This is a genomic window from Synechococcus sp. R50.1, from assembly GCF_047462115.1.
Classification (GTDB): domain Bacteria; phylum Cyanobacteriota; class Cyanobacteriia; order Thermostichales; family Thermostichaceae; genus Thermostichus.
Genome location: NZ_JANSIN010000004.1, coordinates 91,192 through 112,406, shown reverse-complemented (window position 1 = coordinate 112,406; position 21,215 = coordinate 91,192). Strand labels below are relative to the sequence as shown.

At 59.7% G+C, this 21,215-nt stretch carries 12 protein-coding genes; 7 read left to right on the top strand and 5 right to left on the bottom strand.

Annotation, left to right across the window (positions count from 1 at the left end; translation table 11 throughout):
* Positions 1-94: 94 nt before the first annotated feature.
* From NW870_RS02365 to NW870_RS02355, 3 genes are all read right to left on the bottom strand, one after another.
* On the bottom strand, positions 95-4,417 hold the full coding sequence (locus NW870_RS02365; RefSeq protein ID WP_414373717.1) for a PAS domain S-box protein: 4,323 nt from the start codon (positions 4,415-4,417) through the stop codon (positions 95-97).
* A gap of 241 nt (positions 4,418-4,658) precedes the next feature.
* Positions 4,659-7,448, bottom strand: a complete 2,790-nt coding sequence (locus tag NW870_RS02360; RefSeq protein WP_414373716.1) for a cation-translocating P-type ATPase — start codon at positions 7,446-7,448, stop codon at positions 4,659-4,661.
* 111 nt (positions 7,449-7,559) lie between these two features.
* Positions 7,560-7,910: a hypothetical protein gene (locus tag NW870_RS02355; protein WP_414356105.1), complete on the bottom strand. Its 351-nt coding sequence runs from the start codon at positions 7,908-7,910 to the stop codon at positions 7,560-7,562.
* Positions 7,911-8,144: 234 nt separating this feature from the next.
* Between NW870_RS02355 and gltX the strand changes: the two genes are divergently transcribed.
* The 3 genes from gltX (at position 8,145) to NW870_RS02340 (ending at position 14,170) form a co-directional block, all read left to right on the top strand.
* On the top strand, positions 8,145-9,584 hold the full coding sequence (gltX, locus tag NW870_RS02350) for a glutamate--tRNA ligase (RefSeq protein ID WP_414356106.1): 1,440 nt from the start codon (positions 8,145-8,147) through the stop codon (positions 9,582-9,584).
* 79 nt (positions 9,585-9,663) lie between these two features.
* The gene (locus tag NW870_RS02345) at positions 9,664-12,921 is read left to right on the top strand and encodes a GAF domain-containing sensor histidine kinase (protein WP_414373715.1); all 3,258 of its coding nucleotides are present in this window, start codon (positions 9,664-9,666) and stop codon (positions 12,919-12,921) included.
* 166 nt (positions 12,922-13,087) lie between these two features.
* Positions 13,088-14,170 (top strand): isocitrate/isopropylmalate dehydrogenase family protein, encoded by a 1,083-nt coding sequence (locus NW870_RS02340; RefSeq protein WP_414373713.1) that lies wholly within the window; start codon positions 13,088-13,090, stop codon positions 14,168-14,170.
* Between the two features lie 57 nt (positions 14,171-14,227).
* Here NW870_RS02340 and NW870_RS02335 read toward each other — a convergent pair whose 3' ends face one another.
* The gene (locus tag NW870_RS02335) at positions 14,228-15,154 is read right to left on the bottom strand and encodes a D-isomer specific 2-hydroxyacid dehydrogenase family protein (RefSeq protein WP_414373711.1); all 927 of its coding nucleotides are present in this window, start codon (positions 15,152-15,154) and stop codon (positions 14,228-14,230) included.
* Between the two features lie 335 nt (positions 15,155-15,489).
* Between NW870_RS02335 and NW870_RS02330 the strand changes: the two genes are divergently transcribed.
* From NW870_RS02330 to queA, 4 genes are all read left to right on the top strand, one after another.
* The gene (locus NW870_RS02330) at positions 15,490-16,701 is read left to right on the top strand and encodes a phosphodiester glycosidase family protein (protein WP_414356111.1); all 1,212 of its coding nucleotides are present in this window, start codon (positions 15,490-15,492) and stop codon (positions 16,699-16,701) included.
* A 1,042-nt stretch (positions 16,702-17,743) separates the two neighbouring features.
* Positions 17,744-18,451 (top strand): cob(I)yrinic acid a,c-diamide adenosyltransferase, encoded by a 708-nt coding sequence (locus tag NW870_RS02325; RefSeq protein ID WP_414356112.1) that lies wholly within the window; start codon positions 17,744-17,746, stop codon positions 18,449-18,451.
* A gap of 73 nt (positions 18,452-18,524) precedes the next feature.
* Positions 18,525-19,106: a dCTP deaminase gene (dcd, locus tag NW870_RS02320; RefSeq protein ID WP_011433274.1), complete on the top strand. Its 582-nt coding sequence runs from the start codon at positions 18,525-18,527 to the stop codon at positions 19,104-19,106.
* A gap of 83 nt (positions 19,107-19,189) precedes the next feature.
* Positions 19,190-20,368, top strand: a complete 1,179-nt coding sequence (gene queA / locus NW870_RS02315) for a tRNA preQ1(34) S-adenosylmethionine ribosyltransferase-isomerase QueA (protein WP_414373709.1) — start codon at positions 19,190-19,192, stop codon at positions 20,366-20,368.
* Here queA and NW870_RS02310 read toward each other — a convergent pair.
* Complete coding sequence (locus NW870_RS02310; protein ID WP_414373706.1) at positions 20,365-21,177, bottom strand: HAD family hydrolase; 813 nt, start codon at positions 21,175-21,177, stop codon at positions 20,365-20,367. The genes queA and NW870_RS02310 overlap by 4 nt on opposite strands.
* Positions 21,178-21,215: the final 38 nt, after the last annotated feature.

Sequence of the window (21,215 nt, the reverse complement as noted above, 5' to 3'; positions counted from 1 at the left end):
TGTTTGGAAACAAACAGAATGCTATCGCTGCATAGTTGAACAGTGATGTTCAGCAGTGTTCAGCGTAAATGTATCAGGGAGAAAAGCTCTGCACTCAGAGACTGAGGATAACTTGCCGATATGCCACCTCTAGCTTCTGCACGGCTTGCTCTATAGTATCCCATTTTACAGAACTGGCTGGCTCGGCATGAACCAGCTTTTCCAACTGCTGACACAGCTCGGCCAGACGTTTGGCGCCCAGGGTGCTGCTGCTGCCCTTGAGGCGGTGGGCCAACCGAGCAATGGCTTGGGGATCCCGCTGCTCTAGGGCCTGCCGCAGGGATCCCAATAGAGCTTCGCTGTCCTGCCGGTAGGTTTGGATCATCTCCTGCCAGGCTTCTGGAGAGCTGAAGACTGCCCGCATCTGGGCGAGGATAACGGGGTCGAGGGGCGGATCCTCTTCTTGGCTGGCCGGGATGGGAAGGGGAAGGGATCCCTGAAGAACCCGGACTAGGGCGGCTGGCTCCAAGGGTTTGGTTAGATAGCCATCTACCCCAGCAGCTTGGGCAGCAGCACGGCCTTCCGAAAACACATTGGCCGTGAGGACAACCATGCGAGGCTGGCGCTCAGGAGGCAGTTCAGCGCGGATGCGACGGGTGGCCGCAAGACCATCCAGCTCCGGCATTTGCATATCCATCAACACCAGATCGTAGGGTCGCAGGCGCAGAGCTTGGACGGCTTCCAGACCGTTGCCGACTATGTCGGGCCGGTAGCCCAATCGCTCCAGCATGAGGCGAATCACCTTCTGGTTAACCGGGTTATCCTCTGCCACCAGGATCTGAAGCGGGTAGCGGCTGGCCAGGGTCGCGTCCCAAATGGAGGGAGGAGCGGCGGGAGAGGAAGATAAGGAGGAAGGAGCTTTTTCTCCCACAAGCCCCAGCAGCAGCTTCCGCAGTTGGGAGGCTTTGACCGGCTTGGCCAAAGTGGGGAGAGGGTCTGCTGTGGAGATGAAGTTGCGCCCCGTCAGCACTATGGGCAACAGGCGGGGTTGCGCTGTCTGCAGGTCAGCCGCCAGGGTCAAGCCATCCCGGTCTGGCAGGGTGGCATCCAGAAGGGCTAGGTCAAAAGAATGGGTTCTAGCTGCAGCCTGGGCTTCTGCCGCCAAGGCGCAACAGGTTACCTCCATGCCCCAAGCGCTCAGCAGTCGGGATAGCAACTGCCGTTGACTGGCGTTGTCTTCCACCAGCAAAACCCGCTTGCCGGCCAAGCACGGATCCGGTGCGGCGGTTGGCAACAGCTCCTGGTCTGGCCTCTTCAGGGGAATGCGAAAGCGAAAAGTGGATCCCTGGCCCGGCTGACTTTCCACCCCGATTGCTCCCCCCATGAGCTGGCAGAGACGCTGGCTGATGGCCAAGCCCAGGCCGGTGCCCCCAAACTGGCGGCTGATGGAGCTATCCACCTGGCTGAAGGGCTTGAAGAGGCGATCCAATTTTTCGGGGGGAATGCCAATGCCTGTATCCCGCACCTGAACGTTGACCCATTGCTTTTCAGGATCCCTCTCCCCTGCCTCGACCGTCACCACTACCTCTCCCTGGGGGGTGAACTTGATGGCGTTGCTGAGCAGATTGGCCAGGATTTGGCGCAGCCGGTTGGGATCCCCTATCAAGGTTGGCGGCAGGTTGGGATCCACCCAGGCCACCAGTTCCAGATCCTTGCTCTGGGCTTGGGCGGCCATCAAATCCAGCAGCTCTTCCACCAACTGCAGCAAGGAAAAGGGTATTTCCTCCAGTTCCAGTTTTTGGGACTCGATCTTAGAGAAATCGAGGATGTCGTTGATTAGGTTCAGCAGCACCTCGCCTCCATAGCGGATGGTCTGTACCCAATCCTGCTGCTGCGGATCCAAGGAGGTGTCCAGGAGTAGACTGGTCATCCCCAAAATGGCGTTGATGGGGGTGCGGATCTCGTGGCTGATGGTGGCCAGGAACTCGCTCTTGGCCCGGCTGGCGGCTTCGGCAGCTTCCTTGGCTGCTTTCATCTGCTCTTCTGCCAGCTTGGCTACGGTGATATCCCGTCCGGCGGCGTAGAACAGGGATCCGGCCAAAGAGGCTCGCCACTCGATGAAACGATAGCTGCCGTCCTGGGTGCGGTAGCGGTTGACAAAGTGATCCAGCTGTTTCTCTTCGATAAGCTGCTGCATGGCCGCCTGCGTGGCGGGGAGGTCGTCCGGATGAACCCACTCCAAAAACGGTCGGCTCTGGAGCTCCTGCAGGGAATAGCCCAGGGTGGTCTCCCAGGCGCGGTTGAGACGGCGAAAGTACCCTTGGGCATCGGCAATGCAAAGCAAATCCAGAGCCACCGAGAAAAACTGCTCCAGCTCCGCTTCTGCCGACTTGCGGGCAGTGATGTCCACCGCGGTAAACACCCAACACGGGATCCCGCGCAAGACAAGGGGCTGCACAAACACGTCTTCCCAGACAACTCGGCCATCCTGCCGCTGCCATTGCCACTCAAAGCGGGCGGATCCCTGCTGGCGGGCCTGCTCCAAGTGGGGCTGCAAAGCAAACTCCCTCCCCTGCAAAGCCCGGCGATAGGGAGACTGCTCGGAAGTGTCGAAGGCTCGCAGCTCCTCCAGGCTGGAAAACCCGTAGGCGGCAATGGCTTGGGAGTTGGCCTCCAGGATCTCGCTCGTCTCTGCATGACGGATGAGGATGGCCACAGCGGCATTCTCAAACAGAGCCCGGAACTTCTGCTCGCTTTCCTGGACGGCCTGCTGGGATCGCACCCTGTCGGTTACATCGCGGACGATCACCACCACCTCTTGGGCGTTGAGGGGCACAATGCGCACCTCTTCGTGGCGGGTCTCCCCTTCAATCTCGATGCTTTGGTCGTAGCGCTGCCGCGTCTGGGTGCTCAGGGCCTGCCGAATAAAGAAAAGCCGCCGCTCGGCCAACTCCGGTGGCAAAAGCTCCTGCAGGGATCGGCCCACGTAGGTGTCCGGCGAGCCATAGGGAAGAACCTCGCCCCCCGAGACAAAGCTCAAGCAGATGCCCTGGCTGTCCAGGCGAAAGATCAAGTCGGGAATGGCTTCTAGAATGGCTCGCTGCAGCTGTCCAGCAGCCTTCAGGGCCAGCTCCGCCTGCTTGGCTTCTGTAATATCCCGCACGATTGCCAGGACTTCCTGGCTGTTGAGAGGGACAATGCGGGCCTCTTCGTAGCGTACCTCCCCTTGAACTTCAATGCTGTACTCGTAGCGCTGTTGGGTTTGGGTGGCCAGAGCTTGCTGAACATAGAAAAGCCGCTGCTCTGCCAGCTCCAGCGGCAGAATTTCCCGGGGGGATCGGCCCAAGTGCTGCTCGGCTGGAGTGTAGAGATGGATATCGCCTCCGGAAATAAAGCTCAGGCAGATGCCCTGGCTATTCAGGCGAAGGATGAGGTCGGGGATGGCTTGGAGAATGGCCCGCTGGGTGGCTTCCATTTCTCTAAGGGCCAACTCCGCCTGTTTCCGCTCGGTGATATCTCGCACCAGGATGTAAACTTTGTCTCTCCCGTGAGCGACAACGCAGGCTCTCCGATAGCAGCGGATCCCCGGCTCAATCTCAACTTCGTACTCTAGGTACTGCGGCGTCTGGCTGACCAAGGCCCCCTCCGCCAGAGATGGATACTGCTCTTTTAGCGAGCCAGTAAACACGTCTTGGGCGCGGCAACCCACGTAAAACTCAGGCGGATGTCGGGTGGGAACGTAAGGGGAAGGCTTGCAATGAAGAATGACTCCCTCGGCGCTGAGCTCAAAAATCAAGTCGGGAATGGCCTCGTAGAGGGCGCGGTAGCGAGACTCGCTTTCCTGTAGAGCCCGCTCCATCTTGACCCGCTCGCTGATGTCGCGGCTGGTGATGAGGATCCCGTCTCCCACCGGCACCACTTGGTGATGGATCCAGCTGGCCTTCAAGCCCGGCTGCCCCGAAATGGGGAACTCCTCTTCCAGAGGAATGCCGGTTTCCACCACTCGCTTGTATTTCTCAAAAAAGCCCCCCCAGCGGTTGATGGGCAGCAGCTCGCACAGCCGCTGGCCGATGATCTGCCGGCGCTGGAGGGAAATGAGCTCTTCCCCCTTGGCGTTGACATCCACAAAGACAAAGTCGATGATCTCGCGGGTAGCGGGATCCCGCACCGCCTCCAGCAGGTAAATAGCATCCAAGCTGGCTTCCAAGGCTGCCCGAAAACGAGCCTCTGGGCTGGGGGTGCCTCTAGGAGGTTGGAAGGGAAATCTTCGAGAAAGGGATCCCAGGATCCCTCTGAAGACAGAAAGCGGCTGACTTTCCCCCAGGCTGACGCCAAGCAGCAGGAGAGCCAAGAAGAGGGATCCCAGCAGCCAAAAGGCAAGGCCAGAGGGATCCACCAGGCCCACCGTTTTCCCTACCGCCCATAGCTCTCTGTGCATAGAACCCAGAGATTCCTGCCCCCTTTCCACAGTATCCCAGCAAGTCTTTCCAGCTTATCTTGGAGGTCAAAAGGGGAAGCTCAGCTAACTTGCGGAAATGGCCTCTATGCAATGGGCAGGATTCCTCAAGAGTGGCTTTTTGGGGAAATGAGTCTTGGCTCAAAGCTTTGTTTCTGGGTGCAGTAGGGAGAGAGACTCTTTATTGTGAAGATGCTTTATTGTGAAAAATAATTGTGAAGATTCAGCGGGATCCCTTGCGCCAGCGGCAATAGAGTTTTTCCAACTCCACCCAGACCATAACCACGGTGCTAAAGCCCAAGCAGATCAAAAGTTCAGTGCGGGTTAGCTCCTCTGTGCCAAAGAAGCTGCGCAAGAAAGGCACATAGAGCAGAGCCAATTGCAAGAGCAGAGTGGTCAGGACCGCGCCCAGCAGGTAGGGGTTGGAAAAAGGGTTGGTCTCGATGGTGAGCTTCTCGTTGGAGCGCACGGCCAGCGCATGGCCCATCTGGGCGATACACAGGGTGGTGAAGACCATTGTGCGCCAGTGGGGGATGTAGGCTTCCACAATGGCCATCATGAGGATTGTGGAGATGGCAAAAACCACGCCGATGCGCACCATGTAGGCTCCCAGCCCCTGGGCGAAGATGCTCTCTTTGGGGTTGAAGGGGGGGCGCTGCATCACCCCTGGCTCCGCCGGTTCCAAAGCCAAGGCCAGAGCGGGCAGGCCATCGGTCACCAAGTTCATCCACAAGATCTGTAGGGGTGTCAGCGGCACATCCCCCAAGCCCAGGATGGGGGCAGCAGCCACTGTCAGCACCTCACCGATGTTGCTGCCCAAAATGTACTTCACAAAGCGGCGGATGTTGCTGTAGACCACTCGCCCTTCTTCAATGGCTGCCACGATGGTGGCGAAGTTGTCGTCCAGCAGCACCATATCGCTGGCCTCTTTGCTCACATCGGTGCCCGTGATGCCCATGGCGATGCCAATATCCGCTTGGCGCAGGGCAGGGGCGTCGTTGACCCCATCCCCGGTCATGGCCACGAACTCGTTTTGCTTTTGCAAGGCCTGGACAATGCGCAGCTTGTGTTCGGGGGCGACGCGGGCATAGACCCTGACGGTTTGTACCGTTTGCAGCAGCTCCTCGAAACTCAAGCGGGAGAGGGTACGCCCGTCAATCGCCTGATCCTCCGACTCGAGAATGCCCAGCTGGCGGGCAATGGCAACAGCTGTCAGTTGGTGGTCGCCGGTAATCATCAACGTGCGGATCCCGGCTTCTCGGCAGCGGGCCACGGCCTCTCGCGCCTCTGGTCGCGGAGCATCGTGCATCCCCACCAAGCCCAGCCAAACCAGGTTGTGCTCCACCTCTTCCCCGTTGTCCGGGATCCGCTCTAGCCTCTGGGTGGCTACCCCCAGAACCCGGATACCTTGGGCGGCCAGGCGGTTATTGGTGCCGAGGATGGCTTGGCGATCGGTTTCCGACAGCTCCTGCCAAGTGCCCCCTTTCTGGATGCGATCACACCGCTCTAGCACCAGCTCTGGGGATCCCTTGATGTAGACGCAATAGCCGCCGTTTTCCTGGATCACCACGCTCATGCGCTTGCGTTCTGAGCTGAAGGGAAGCTCCTGCACCCGTGGGTAGCGCTCCTGTAGGGAGCCTTTATGGAGGTTGGCTTTGGCGGCTGCCACCAGCAGGGCTGCTTCGGTCGGATCCCCCAGGATGGACCAGGTGGGCGTTGAAGGGGGGGAAGAAACTGCAGACCGAGGGTTGCGACCGGCAACGGGTTGGAGGCTGGCCTGCAACAGGGCATCGTTGCAGAACACCACGGCCCGCAAGATGGCCTGCAGATCCGGGGCGCTCCCGGGATCTATGGGCTGGCCGCCGCAGTAGAAGGATCCCTTGGGAATGTAACCGGTGCCGCTGACGTGGTAATGGCGGTCGGGGGTAATGATGTCGGTTACCACCATTTTGTTTTCCGTGAGGGTGCCGGTTTTGTCGGAGCAGATGGTGGTCACGGATCCCAGGGTCTCTACTGCCGGCAGGCGGCGGATCAGGGCGTGGCGGCGCACCATGCGTTGGGTGCCTATGGCCAGGGTGACAGTGATCACCGCAGGCAGCCCCTCTGGTACCACGGCCACGGCCATGCTCAAGGAAGTTTCCAAAAGCGAGGTAAAGGGGGCCATGCTCCCGGCTTGCAGCAGCCCTATCCCCACCACCAGGGCCACCAAAGCCAGGGATCCCGACACCAGCACATTGCCCAGTTGGCTCATGCGCCGCTGCAGGGGAGTGGGCTCGTTTTCCACCGTTTGCAGCAGCTTCGCCACCTTGCCCAGCTCCGTGTTCATGCCGGTGGCAGTAACCAAGAGGATCCCTCGCCCCTGAATCACTTCGGTGCCCATGAAGGCCATGTTGCGCCGTTCCCCCAGCTCGATATCCGGCGGGAGGACGCAGTCTGCCTGTTTGGTTACAGGGGTGGCTTCTCCGGTCAAAGCTGCCTCTCGCACCTGCAAGTTCACGGCCTCGGCCAAGCGCCCATCGCCTGGGATCTGCACCCCCGCCTCCAGCAACACGCGATCCCCCGGCACCAGTTGGCTGGCCGGAACTTCTTGCCACAGGCCATCCCGCTCCACCCGCACGGTAGGGGAAGCCAGTTTTTTCAGGGCTGCCAGCGCTTTTTCCGCCCGACTTTCTTGCAAATAGCCCAGGCTGCCGTTGAGGCCGACGATCAACAAAATGGCCAGGGCATCTTTGGGAAACTCGCCTTCTTGCAAGTCCAAAGTGGCCGAGATCGCGGCTACAGCGATCAGCATCAGCAGCATGACGTTGCGGAATTGATCCAGCAGGACTTGCCAGGAGCTACGGCCAGAGGAGGTGATCAGCTCATTGGGGCCATACTCCCGCTGCCTCTGGATTACCTGCTGAGTGGTGAGGCCGCGATCGGGATCGGTCTGCAACTTCTGGATGGCGGCGGCAAGGGTGAGGCTATGCCAAGCAGGGACAGAGGAAAGGGAGGATCCATCCGGTGGGATCATTGCGGCCACTCAAGGGTTCTTGCCGAATTTTGACATACTCCCCGCCCCACAGGAGGAGGATTCTGACAGCAGCAGACCGGTGCTGGAGTAGGCCCCGAATACCTGCCCTGCCTAGCGCAAGATTTCAAAATCCAAAACGGGCTCTGTCTGGGTCACGCGGTAGTACCCGGCCTGGGTACGAACCGAAGCCTGATAGGGACTGGGCAAATCTAGCGAGCGCAGGGGTGGGATGTTGGTGCGTTGGTTCAGCAGCGTGGTGAAGAAGGCGGTGGTCTGCCGGGCCTGGGAGCGCACCACCTCCTCAGGGAAAATGACCGGATCCACATTCCTGCCTGTATCCAACAGGATCCTATCCAGGGCATCTCCCACCGGATAGGAAGGATAGGCAATTTGGGCCAAGGCGGATCCAATCGGGATCCCGGCGGATAGACAACCCAGAAGAATGGCCGAAGTCAGACGCATGTGCTGTGATTCCTCCTGCGCTACAGCTTTTCCTCAACACCGGAAAAAAGCGGGGTTTGAACGTTGCTCATTGACTTGGATCCCCATGAAGCCTACCTTTTGACCGGCAGCTAAGGCGGATTCTACTCGAAATGCCTCGATTGGCAACCGCCTGCAACCCAATAGAACGCCAACATGACAAAGGATCTCGCCGCCGACTAGGATCGGGATACTCTGCTTGGGATCCTTAGACCTGTGAGTGTTTGTGTTCGCATTGCCCCCAGCCCAACCGGAAATCTGCACATCGGCACCGCCCGAACGGCAGTGTTCAACTGGCTGTATGCCCGTCGCCACGGTGGCCGGTTCATTTTGCGCATCGAGGACACCGACCGCGACCGCTCTTTGCCCCGCTACACCCGCAACATTTTGGCGGGCCTGGCCTGGTTGGGCCTAGACTGGGACGAAGGGCCGGTCTACCAATCCAAGCGCATCGAGCGCTATCAAGCGGTGGTACAGCAGCTTCTGGATCGAGGGTTGGCCTACCGCTGCTACGTCAGCGAGGCGGAGCTGGAGGAGATGCGCGCTGCCCAGAAGGCCGCCGGCAAAGCCCCCCGCTACGACAACCGCCACCGCTTTCTCACCGAAGCCCAGCGACGGGCCTACGAAGCCGAGGGTCGGCAGCCGGTGATCCGCTTCAAAATCGAGGAGCCCCTGGAAGTGTCTTGGGTGGATCTCATTCGCGGCCCCATTACCTGGAACACCCAGGACTTGGGGGGGGATATGGTCATTGCCCGAGCGGATGGCTACCCTCTCTACAACTTGGCGGTGGTGGTGGATGATATTGACATGGGCATCACCCATGTGATTCGCGGCGAAGATCACATCGGCAATACCCCCAAGCAGATTTTGCTCTACCGCGCTCTTGGCTACGAACCTCCCCAGTTCGCGCATTCTCCTTTAATCCTGAACCCGGAGGGGAAAAAGCTCTCCAAACGGGATGGGGCAACTTCGGTAGCAGAGTTCCAGCAACTGGGCTTTTTGCCGGAAGCTCTCAAGAACTATTTGGCTTTGCTCAGTTGGTCGCCCCCGGATGGGGAAGAGCTTTTCTCTTTGGAAAAGGCGGCTGCGCTGTTCGACTTTGACCGGGTTAACCGTGCGGCTGCCCGCTTTGACTGGGACAAGCTCAACTGGATCAACAGCCAGTACATCAAGCGGCTTTCTCCGCCAGAACTGGTAGAACGGCTCACCCCCTTTTGGCAGGCGGCAGGGTTTGACCTTTCCGAGGTGCCGGATCCCACCTGGTTGGAAGATGTGGCCCGCCTGATTGCCGATGGTATCGACCGCCTGGCAGAGGCTCCTCCGCTCAGCCGCTTTTTGTTTCAGGAGCCCCTCAGCTACACGTTGCCAGCTCTGGAACAGTTGCGCCTGCCTGGGGTGGCAGAGGCTATGGCTGCAATGGCCACCACGTTGGCTGCTGCCGAGCTGCCCCAGGTTTCGGCGGACAGCTTAAAACCGCTGGTGGATCAGGTGGCCAAGGGCCAGAACATGAAAAAGGGCCTGCTGATGAAGAGTTTGCGGGCCGCCCTGACAGGGGATCTGCAGGGGCCGGATTTGCTGGAATCTTTTGCCCTTCTCCAGCGGCGGGGCTGGGCTTTGGGGCGGTTAGAGGCTGTGCAGAAGTTGGTTTCTTGTTGATGGAAGCCCATCTCTTGCTGTCATGCCTTCGGTTGCCTCTGTTGAAAGTGCTCCGCACCGCTGCCGCAATCGGGATCCCATGCTGTCACGCCAGCTACAGGCTGCAAACCAAATTGTCCAAGAACTGGTGCTGCTCTCTTCTCAGTTATCTTCCCCATCCTCTTCGGACTCTGTAGAGATGGGGGAGCTGGAGCAGTGTGTGCTCAAGCTGGCCCAGACCTTGGTACAGCAGATGGTAAATCGCCTGGGCGCGGCCTCAGCTCGCCTTTGGATTTTCGACCCGCAGGAAGGATGTTTTCAGTCGGTGGCCCATGCCGGCCTGCTCAGCCCTGCTCACGACCAAATTCAGCGGATCTATCCTGACGACAGCCCTTTAGGACGGGTGGCCCAGGAGGGGCTGCCGCTTTTGAGCAACAATCCCGCCCAAGAAGCCTGGATGCCCGCCCCGGAGTGGGTGAAGGCCAATGGCTTGCGGGGCTTTGTTGCCTACCCGATTAACCGAGGGGAGGAGCGGCTGGGGGCTTTGGCTCTGCTGAGCCGGACACCTCTGGAAGCCAGCTTTCTGGAAGTGGTGAAGTTCCTCTGTTCCTATATCGCCAGCGCCATCATCAATGCCAAGCTGCTGGAGCGCAGCCGACGGCAGGCGGTGCGGGAGGCGCTGCTCAACCGCATCACCAGCACTGTTCACCGCTTTTTGCAGTGGGATCAAATCGTCAGCACTGCCCTGAAGGAGCTGCAGCAGGCCTTTCTCTCGAAAGGGGTGAAGGGGCTGAGCCGCTGCTGTTTTTACAGTCTCAGCCCGGATCAGCAGACGGTTCGGGTCAGCCATGAGGCCCTGAGCCCTGGGCTAACCCCCTCCCTAGGAGAGGTGTACCGGATCCAGGACTTTGGCTCGCTGTGCGAGCGCCTGCGGACGGGGCAGGTGGTGCAAATAGCCTTGCCTCTGCTGCCGGATCGAGATCTCCTGACCCCAGAGGGGTTGGCCGCTCTCCAGGCGCTGCAGGCTTGCTCGGCGGTGCTGATCCCGGTGCAGTCGGTGGGCTCGGCAGGAGTAGGGCTTTCGGAGGTTGGCGGGAAGGATGGGGGACGGCCCGGTTTGGCTGCAGAGCCAGGGGAGATGATTGGGTTGTTGGGAGTGTACGTCACCACACCCCACCTTTGGCAGCCGGAGGAGATCGAGCTGTTGCGCTCGGTGGCCTCTCAACTGGCCATTGCCCTCACCCGTTCCAGCCTGTTCGAGCATGCCCATCAGCAGACGGAACGGCTGGCTCTGTTGCACTCGATCACGGCGGCGATTCGCTCCAGCCTGGAGCCCACCACCCTCTTCCATGCGATCACCCAGCAGATCGGGGCGGCTTTTCAGGCAGATGTGTGTATCTTGGCCCTCTGGCAGCCGGAGCAGGAGCTGCTACACCCTGTTGGCCTTTATGCGCCGCAGCTTTCCCCCACCGTTCGCGTGGGCGGGACGGAGTCGTTGCTGGACACTCTGTTGCCGACAAGGGGGCCGTTGGTGGGATCCCCAGATTGCCCCTGGGTTGAGCCTGGGATCCCGCCGGACTTGCCGGAGACGATTCGAGCCAAGTTGCGCTTGGGGGCCAGTTTGCTCGCCACCTTGAGGGGGCCTGTGGTGGTGCCGGAGCCGCAGACGGCTCAGTCCTGGGCCGATCTAAAGCCTCAGAGCCAGGGGAGTGGGCTGTTGTTGGTGCCCCTATTTGCTTCTGAGCATCCGGACAGGCCCCAAGAACTGTTGGGGGGCATTGCCCTAATCCGCTACCCTGGCAGCGATTCCCTGACCCCTCGTCCTTGGCAGCCGGAGGATCTGGAGTTGGCAGAAGCCGTGGCCGAGCAGGCGGGGATCGCCCTCAAGCAAGCGCGGCTTTACGAGCAAACCCGTAGCTCTGCCCAGCGGGAAAGCCTTTTGCGCCAGATTGCCCAGCGCCTCAGCGGCACCTACAATCCCCAGGAGGTGGTGCAGATTGCCCTCGAGGGCATGGCAGAGGCTTTGCAGGTTGAGCGGTGCAGTTTTGTGGCGCCCTGCAGTGGCCATGAGCCGTTCGCAGCCTCGTCGCGACAGCCTTGCGGTTCCCCTTCCCCTGCCGTAGGCAGAGCAACAGCCCCACCAGAGGCGGGACGGAGTCCTTTGGCTCAGCAACCCTTGGCCGGCGCTCCTGCAGAACCTCTGGCCATCATCCAAGAGTATTGCCGTCAGCCGGGGATCCCTTCCCAAAGGGGACAGACGCTGCCCCCTGAGCTAAGCCAGCTCCTCTGGGTCAATTGCTACAGCCACCTGAACACGCTGCTGATTCCAGATGTCAACACCTTCCCATTGTCTGCCCACGCCCGCCGCCATCTGCTGCAAAAGGGCATCCGCTCCCTGTTGGGTGTGCCGATAGTCACCGATGCTCGCCAGGTGGCCGGGGTGCTTTGCGCCTTCATGCCGCCGTTTGAGCCGGCAGTTCGGGGAAGCAAAACCGCCGATATCGCCTCAGAAGCCGCCGGATTTTCCCCCAGAGATACGGACTTGGTGAACGCGCTGGCGGACATTGCGGCAGTAGCCTTGCAGCGGGCCTCTTTCTACGAGCAGGTTCGCCGTCAGGAGGCGACGGCAGCAGCTTTGCGGGGCCTAACCGAGGGGCGAGAGGCGGAAAGTCGTCGGTTGGCCGCCGATTTGCACGACCAAACCTTGGCAGATCTGGGAGCTTTGTCTCGCCAGATCCAAGAGCTATCCGGCGATCCGACCATTGGCCCAGCCGGACAGGCTCAGTTGCGGGCCATGAGCGCCCAACTGCGAGAGACCATGGCCGAATTGCGCGGGATCGTGGAAGATTTGCAGCCGACGGCCATGCGGGCCTTTAACCTTGGCCCGGCTCTGCGCAGTCTCCTGGAACGGGCCGCCCAACGTTCCCCCCATCCTCTCCTCACCCGTTTCGACAACCAAGCCGATGGCCTGCTCTCCCGTCTCAGCCCCACCTGCCAGAGCAACATTTTCCGCATCGTGCAGGAGGCTCTGAACAACATCGTCAAACACGCAGGGGCACGGCGCATCGATCTCATCATTCAGCCCAAGGCGCAACAGGACGCGGGTTCCTCTACCAACCCTCAGGCTCCCTACACCCACTTGGAGCTGAAGATCATCGACGATGGCTGTGGTATGCCGGAGTCCAAGAGCGGGGCGGATCCCGCCCAGCCGCCCGGCCATGGCCACGGGTTGCTCAACATGCGCTACCGAGCCGAGTTGATCGGGGCAAGCATTGCTTGGCGTAATCGCCGCTTTGGCAGTGGCACAGTTGTAGAGCTGCGAGTCCCTCTGCCGCCGAGTCCCCGATCTTGCGGCTAGCCCCCCCTTTTCTGAGGTAGCAGACGCAGCATTTTCGGTCTCAACCTGTTCTATAGTCGTTTAAGCTCAACGGATCCCCGGTTGTCTGACCCGTTTGTAGGGGATCCTCTCACGCTGGCAAGGCGGAGTTTTTGCGCTGTCGTTAACACTGCGAGGAGAAGCATCTGTGGCCTATCGTGTGACTTTGATCCCTGGGGATGGCATTGGCCCGGAAGTGGCCAAGGCGATGACCACGGTCTTGGAGGCTACCGGGGTTGGGTTGGAATGGATCCCGGTAGAGGCAGGGGTGGAGGTGATTGAAAAATACGGCACCCCCTTGCCACCCCAGGTGTTGGAGTCCATTCGGGAAACCAAAGTGGCGATCAAAGGGCCGATTGGCACTCCCGTAGGTACTGGCTTTCGTTCGGTCAACGTGGCCATTCGCAAGGAGCTGGATCTTTTCGCCAACCTGCGCCCGGCCAAATCTATGCTCGGTGTCAAAAGCCCTTTTCAAGACATCGACCTAGTGGTGGTGCGGGAAAATACCGAAGATCTCTATGCCGGGATCGAGTTTGAACGGGGCACGCCGGAAGCCATCCAGGCGCGGGAGGAAATGATGCGCCTTTCCGGCAAACCCATCCGCGAGGGATCCGCCATCGGCATCAAGCCCATTTCGGACTTCGGCAGCCGCCGCATTGTCAAATTTGCCTTTGAGTACGCCCGCCAGAATGGCCGCAAGAAGGTGACGGCAGTGCACAAAGCCAACATCATGAAATTCACCGATGGCTTGTTTCTGCAGGTGGCGCGGGAGGTGGCCCAGGAGTATCCCGACATCGAGTTTGAAGATCGCATCGTGGACAACATGTGCATGCAACTGATGCAAAAGCCGCAGCTCTACGATGTGCTGGTGCTCACCAACCTCTATGGGGACATCATTTCCGACTTGTGCGCGGGGATGATCGGCGGGCTGGGGGTGGCGCCGGGGGCCAACATCGGCGACGGCATTGCGGTTTTTGAGGCCATTCACGGCTCTGCTCCCAAATATGCCGGCCAAAACAAAGTCAACCCCTGCGCTCTGATCCTCTCCGGGGCGATGATGCTGCGCTACCTAGGAGAGCGGGAGGCTGCCGCAAGGGTGGAGGCGGCGGTGCAGGCGGTGATCGCCGAGGGCAAGCAGGTCACCTATGACCTGGCCACAGGGGATCCTGTCGGCACTCAGGAGATGGCAGAGGCCATTGCTGCCCGCGTGCGGGAGATGGCTTCGCAGTAGGGTTTGGCGCCAAATGTTTCTGATCCCAGGCTCCCCAAGGGAGGGGGGCTAGAGGACTCAATACCCCAAAACCGGATCCACCACCCCCAGCAAGGGATCCCCGGCCCGGAAGCGCCGCACATTTTCTCGCACCCGCTTAGAGAGGGCTGGGACAATCATGGCATCGGTAAGAGCAGTGTGGGGGGTAATCAGGCAGTTGGGCAAGCTCCAGAGGGGATGCCCATCCGGTAGGGGCTCGGGATCCGTGACATCCAAGGCGGCCCCGCGAATGACCCCCTGCTGCAGGGCGGCCACCAAGTCGGAGGTCACGATGTGCTTGCCTCGCGCCACATTCACCAGCCAGCACTGGGATCCCATCTGCTCCAACTCAGCTTGGGCGATGATCCCCTCGGTTTCCGGCGTGAGAGCCAAGGCCAAGATCACCACGTCTGCCTCTGCCAACACCGTTTGCCGTTCCGCGAGCGTCACCACCCGCGTGGCCCCCGGCAAGGGATCCGCCTTGCGACGCACCACGTCGATGGAGCATTGAAAAGGCTGCAACAGCTTGATCAACTCTTGGGCGATGCCCCCGGCCCCGAAAATGACCACACGGCTACCCCAGAGGCTGGTACCGGAGCCCTCCTGCCACGTTTGGGCCAAGGCGCGGATCTTCAAGTCGCGCAAGCCGGCCAAGGTCAAGGCCAAGGCATGTTCCGCCACTGGCTGGGCATAGACCCCCTTGCCACAAGTCCACACATAAGCGGGATCCAAGACTCCCGCCCGAACAAAGGGTTCCACCCCTGCCCAGGGCAGCTGCACCCAGCGGATCCCTTTCCCTTCCGCCAGACAACGCTTCAGGCCAGGCACATCAAAGGCATCGGCCCAGACCAAGGCTTCTGCTTCTGCCAGGGGCACAATTTCGCCGCCCCCCGCCAAAACAGCCTCTTTGAGCCAGGGGCGAAGATGGCCGGGTTCGACGGCAATGCGTTTGCCTTGGATGCCCATAGGAACCGTTGGATGAGGCTTTCCCCTTGCCAGGATACTGTCGGCAGAGCGAGAGATGGCATGCACGGGCAGCCGCAAAAACCGGTGATCGAGTGTTAAGGGATCCCAAAGGGAGCCTGGAGCACCCTTCTGGGATCGCTAGGGTGGAAGCCGGAGCTGTTGTGTTGGTTAAATCTCCAGTAGGTGGCATTCCCCGATGACCCTTTCCGAACTGCTGATCTTGGTGACGCTGCTCTTTCCAGGGATCCTGTTGTCGCTCATTGTGATGGGAACCTTTGCCGCAGGGGGATAATCATCTCCCAATGACAATGGTGAAGCCCTAAAGACGTGAAGACATGTCCAAAACCAAGCTGAGCGCCTGGGTCATGGGCTGGGGGTTAGCCTGCACTGCTGCTCTCTTTTTGCCCAGCGTGGCTGCTCAAGCTCAGGTGACCCTCGGTGTGCAGCCGGTGCGGGTGGTGCAAGGGATCCCTTTGTACCAGAAGGAGGTTTGGGTTGGAGACAATCGGATCCCCGTTTCTATCGTGGTCATTTCTCTCGCAGCGGGCCAACTGCGGCCTATCTGGGCTGCACCTGCGGGGCTGGTGGGTCTGGGGGAGCTGTCTTCCTTTGGCCCCGAACAGGGAGCAGTAGCCGCCATTAACGGTGGGTTTTTCAACCGCAACACCCGTCAGCCGCTGGGGGCAATTCGTCGGGATGGCCGTTGGATCTCCAGCCCCATTTTGGGTCGTGGGGTCATCGCCTGGTCGGATGGGACGGCAGGGCAAGAAGGGGGATCCGTGCGCTTTGCCCGTTTGCGGATGCAAGCAGAGCTGCGCAATGCCATTGGGGATCAAATCCCAGTGGTGGGCATCAATACAGGCTATATCCTGCCCGGCATCTCCCAGTTCACCCCCGACTGGGGATCCACCTACACCACCCAAACGGACGACGAAATGCTCGTGATGGTGCGGGAGGATCGGGTGCAAGAGATTCTGATGGCTGGCCTGGCCGGCAGTTTAACGGTACAGATTCCCAGTGAGGGGTATGTATTGGCAGGGCGGGGGCTAGAAGGTGCCCTAGAAGCCCGCAAGCTGGTTCCTGGGGATCGCCTCAGCTTTTATCTGCGCTTGGATCCGCCTGAGCTGGAAGCCTATCCTCACCTCTTGGGCGCAGGGCCGCTCTTGCTCTTAGATGGGCAGGTGGTTTTGGATGCCCGATTGGAGGGATTTCAGCCTCTCTTTCGCAGGCAGCGAGCCGCCCGCAGTGCCATCGGCCAACTGGACAGCGGACATTTGCTGCTGGTGACCGCCGGCAATGCCCAGGAAAACCAAGGGCTTACCCTGCTGGAGATGGCGCAGTTGATGCAGCAATTGGGCTGTCGCCATGCCTTGAACTTGGATGGGGGCAATGCTTCCACCTTGGTGCTGGGGGGAGAAGCCGTCAATTTGGAACACCGACACCCAGAAGCCAGCCCACCCAACAGTGAGACGGATCCCAGTCCCTCCCGGCGGCGCACACCCCGAGTTCACAATGGCTTGGGATTTTTCCCAAGTCCAAGTCGGTAGCAGAGAACAAAGGCAGCCTTTCGTACTGGCAGGAAGTGTCTTTTTGATCCAGGGATCGAGGGTGGGATCCCTGGACTTCCCGGCTGCTTGGATGAGGGATCAGGTATTCTCCAGGATTGGATCTACCTTGCTAGGAGAAGACTTCTCAAGAAGGAAAGGACTCGGCTCTGGATCCCGGCAATCTCGGCACCCAAAGCTCCGGAGCTTGTGCAGGTCAATCTTAAATGGGATCCAAACTGAATGCCCAATGCTCATTTCTCAGAGTAGAAATAGAGGTTAAATTAAATGGAAATATCGGCTCCGAGATCGGTAAGAAAAATAATTAAAGAGTCAATCTCTCGAAGAAAACGGCCTCAGAATCTAAAATGTACACAATCCCTTGTGTTTCTCGCTGAATCGGATGCGATTCTCAAAAATATTGTCAATAAATCATTTTTTGACGAAGATAATTGACGAATTTGCATTTTGTTAATTTCGAGTCTGGAAATTAAGTATTTGGAGTTGTGGTCGCAATTCTTTCCACTGCGAATGTTCGGCAATGTGTGGATCTATCCAACTCCCGACAGAGTGGAGCTCCTGTCGGGCAAGGCTTCTGGGGTGGGCTAAGTCTCGCTGCTCTCGGTGGATAGGCTGCCGGTGCTGGCATTCCCGTTTGTGAGAGTCAACCTTATTTGGAAGAAATTATCTTTTCCTCGAATTTTTATAGAGCACCTCTATACTCAAGTAAGGTAGCCCTGCACACAAGCTTTTGTGCTGGGCCTGAAATTTTATTAAGATCCTCTGTCAAAGCTTTTCTTTTCAGGTATTGCCTCTCGTGCCGAAAAGCTAGGATGGGCAAGGATTGTATTTTCTATCACTCTATTTAGGATGATTTGTATGCTGGCCGGAAGCAGAACCGACTCGTTGACGGATACGCACAGGTGGTGTTTCATGGAATCCATAGCCGACGCTCTCCACCACTTGTAGGCCCTATAACCTAGGGCCGTGTCCACTAGCCTGCTCGTGAGATTAGAACGTGGTTTGCACTGCCTCCCCAAATCCTATGCCCTCCCCCAAGGATGCCTTTCCTGTGGCCCGCGTCAAACAGCCTACTGCTCAAGCCAGCTCTGCTGCCGGCGACCGCTTCCTTCAGCGGGATGGAGCCCTCTCCGCCCAGTTGGTTCCCCAGGGATCCCTGCAGCTTTACACCCACCCCAGCCGGGGCATGTTTACGCCCGTCATGGCTCAGGCGATGCGCTTGGCAGGCCAGGGAACGCGGGTGCTGATCGTGCAATTTCTCAAGGGTGGGATCAATCAGGGGCCCGAAAATCGTCTCTCCCTGGGCAGATCCTTGGAGTGGGTTCGTTGTCGCCTGCACCGCTGCATCGATACACCTCACCTAGAGCCTGAGGAGCGGGTGGCATTGGATGAGCTGTGGCAATTTACCCAGGAGGCTGTCAGGAGTGGCCGCTATGACTTGGTGGTGTTGGATGAGCTGAGCTTGGCTGTGAAGTTGGGCCTGATCCCAGAAGCGGAAGTGCTGAGCTTAATCGACCAACGCCCCATCTCCATGGACATGGTGATCACCGGGCCGGAGATGCCAGATTCGTTTCTGGAGCGGGCCGACTTGATCACGCAGTTGCGCCTACGTGGCATCCCAGGCCCAGGGCTCCGCACTGCCGATGGGAATGTTGCCTGTTCTCTGGATCCCCCTCAATTCAACGGCACAAGTGCTATGCCTACGGCACCCTATGTTGCTCCGCACTGCTGACAGAAGCTGACAGAAACAGTACATATGGTAACTGTTGCTTTTCCCCCCACTCCCTAGGGAACCGGCTGCATCCATGTTAAAAAACGACCGCTGGATCTGTGAGCAAGCGCGGCGAGGGATGATCGAGCCGTTCTGCCCTGAGCTGGTGCGCGCTGTTGAATCTCGGCCCGTTTTGAGTTACGGGCTGTCTTCCTACGGCTACGACATCCGCCTGTCGCCGGTGGAGTTCAAGATCTTTCGCCATGTGCCCGGCACGGTGGTGGATCCCAAGCGGTTTAACCCCAAGAATCTGGAAGCGGTGGAGCTGCACCACGACGAGATGGGGGATTACTTTATCATCCCGGCCCATTCCTATGGGTTGGGGGTGTCCTTGGAACGGCTGCAAGTCCCGGATAACATTACCGTGATCTGCATTGGCAAATCTTCCTATGCCAGGGTGGGTCTGATTGCCAACCTGACGCCGGCTGAAGCGGGATGGCGGGGCTATCTCACTCTGGAGTTTTCCAACGCCTCCAGCGCCGACTGCCGTGTGTACGCTAACGAAGGGGTGGTACAGCTTCTGTTTCTGGAAGGGGATCCCTGCCAAGTGACCTACGCCGACCGCGCCGGCAAGTATCAGGATCAGCCGCAGCAGGTGGTGGTGGCCAAGGTTTAGCTGCTTCCCTCAAAAGGGAGAGGGTTGGCGGGATCCGGTTGGCTATGCTGGATCCACGTAGAACCCCATCTTGATTCATCTCCATGCCTGACTCTTTTTCGCCTGCTGCCGCTCCCCCCGGTGAGGCTGAGCCTTTGGGCGATAGGGAGTCCAATCCCGATCTGCTCACAGCTTCCTACGACTACACCCTCCCTCCAGATCGGATTGCGCAAACGCCGGTGGAGCCCAGGGATCAGGCGCGGATGCTGGTGGTGTACCCGGATAGGCACGAGCATCGCCGCTTCTGCCATCTGCCTGACTACCTGCAGGAAGGGGATCTGCTGGTTCTCAACGATACCAAGGTGATCCCGGCCCGCCTGTTCGGGGCTAAGGAACCCTCTGGGGCGCGGGTCGAAGTGTTGCTGCTGGAGCCTTGCCTGGAAGGGATCCCTGCCGCCGCCCAACCTCTGCCGGATCAGGCGTGGAACTGGCGGGTTTTGGTCAGGCCGGGCAAACGGGTGAAGGTGGGGGATCGGATTGGTTTTTGGAGCAAGGAGGGATCCCCCTCTGGGCTGAGAGCCACTGTCCTGGATTTGGATCCGGAGACCGGTGGGCGAGTGGTGCAGTTTGAGTGGGAGGGGGCACAGCCTTTTGAGGAAATCCTAGAGCAGGTGGGCCGGATCCCGCTTCCTCCCTACATCAAGGCTTCCGGATCCCCGGGCTCAGGACAAGTTCGCCCTGAAGACTACCAAACCCTCTGGGCCAAACACCCCGGCTCGGTGGCTGCTCCCACGGCAGGGCTGCATTTTACCCAGGAGCTGCTGGAGCGGCTGGCCCAAAAAGGGATCCAAACGGCCTACATCACCCTGAACATCGGCCTGGGTACCTTCCGACCGGTGGAAGCGGAGCGGGTAACCGCGCATCGTCTCCACAGCGAGTGGCTCAAGGTGCCGGCAGAAACGGTGGCAGCCATCCAAAAAGCCCAAGCCCGAGGGGGGCGGGTGATCGCGGTGGGAACGACTGTGGTGCGCTCTTTGGAAACCGCGGCAGCCTCTGGCACCTTGCAGCCTTGGCAGGGGAAAAGCGATCTCTTCATCTACCCCGGCTACTCCTGGCGGGTGATTCAAGGACTGGTCACCAATTTTCATCTGCCCCGCTCCAGCCTGATGATGCTGGTGGCTGCGCTGATCGGGCGGCAAAGGCTGCTGGATCTCTACCGAGAGGCCGTCGACCAGGGGTATCGCTTCTATTCCTTTGGGGATGGCATGCTGATCCTGCCCTAGGGCTGGGGCTGACCTCCCTGGGATCCCTTGAAGGAACCGGCCTCCGCTTCTGGGGTCGAAGGACGGTCTTGCCCGCCGGCAAACCAGTTCCGGATGCGCTCCCATTCCACCTGGTGGTAGCCGTCCACCGCCCAATTGGCCCGCCGCTGCAGCATGTGCAGAGGAAAGAAGGTAGCCAGCGCCAGGACTGGGATCCCTGCCGAACGGGCTGCCTGAATGCCGGGGTAGGTGGCCTCAATGCTCAAGCACTCCTGGGCAGGCAATTCCATCCGCTGCAAAAGCAGGCGGTGCAAGTGTCCTGGGGAAAGCATTGGGCCTGCATCATCCCCCGTCACTCGGTAGGATCCCCCATCGGTCAACCGCGTCAGGGCCGGGCAGCATGGCTGGAAGCGCTCTAGAAAAGCGGCCACCTCGGCTGCCGATTGGCCGCACAGCAGGCCGACCTTCAGTTGCAGCCGCTCCAGCGTCTCCAAAGTTTCCGCCAAACCGGGAATGAGAGGCAATTCCCTCTGCCCCTGCAAAGCCTGTCGGTAGTATAGGGCCTTGCGTTTCAGCAGCTCTTCCAGTTGTTTGGGGCTGAGCACCCGCCCTTGATCCCCCCACAGAGCCGGCAGGCGCTCTCGATCCGGTCGGCCCAGGTATTGCAGCCGGTAAAGCTCCCACTGCCCAGGGGATCCCGACTTGGGCCAGCACAGGTTCCAGGGGCGCAGGTTCTCTTCCACCAGCAGTTGGTTGATGGCCTGTAGGTGCAGGCTCTCGTCATCGGCCACCACTCCACTCCAGCTCAAGATCACCCCTTGCAGTCCCATAGGGGGGACATCACCCTCTGCTAACGACCGCAACCCAA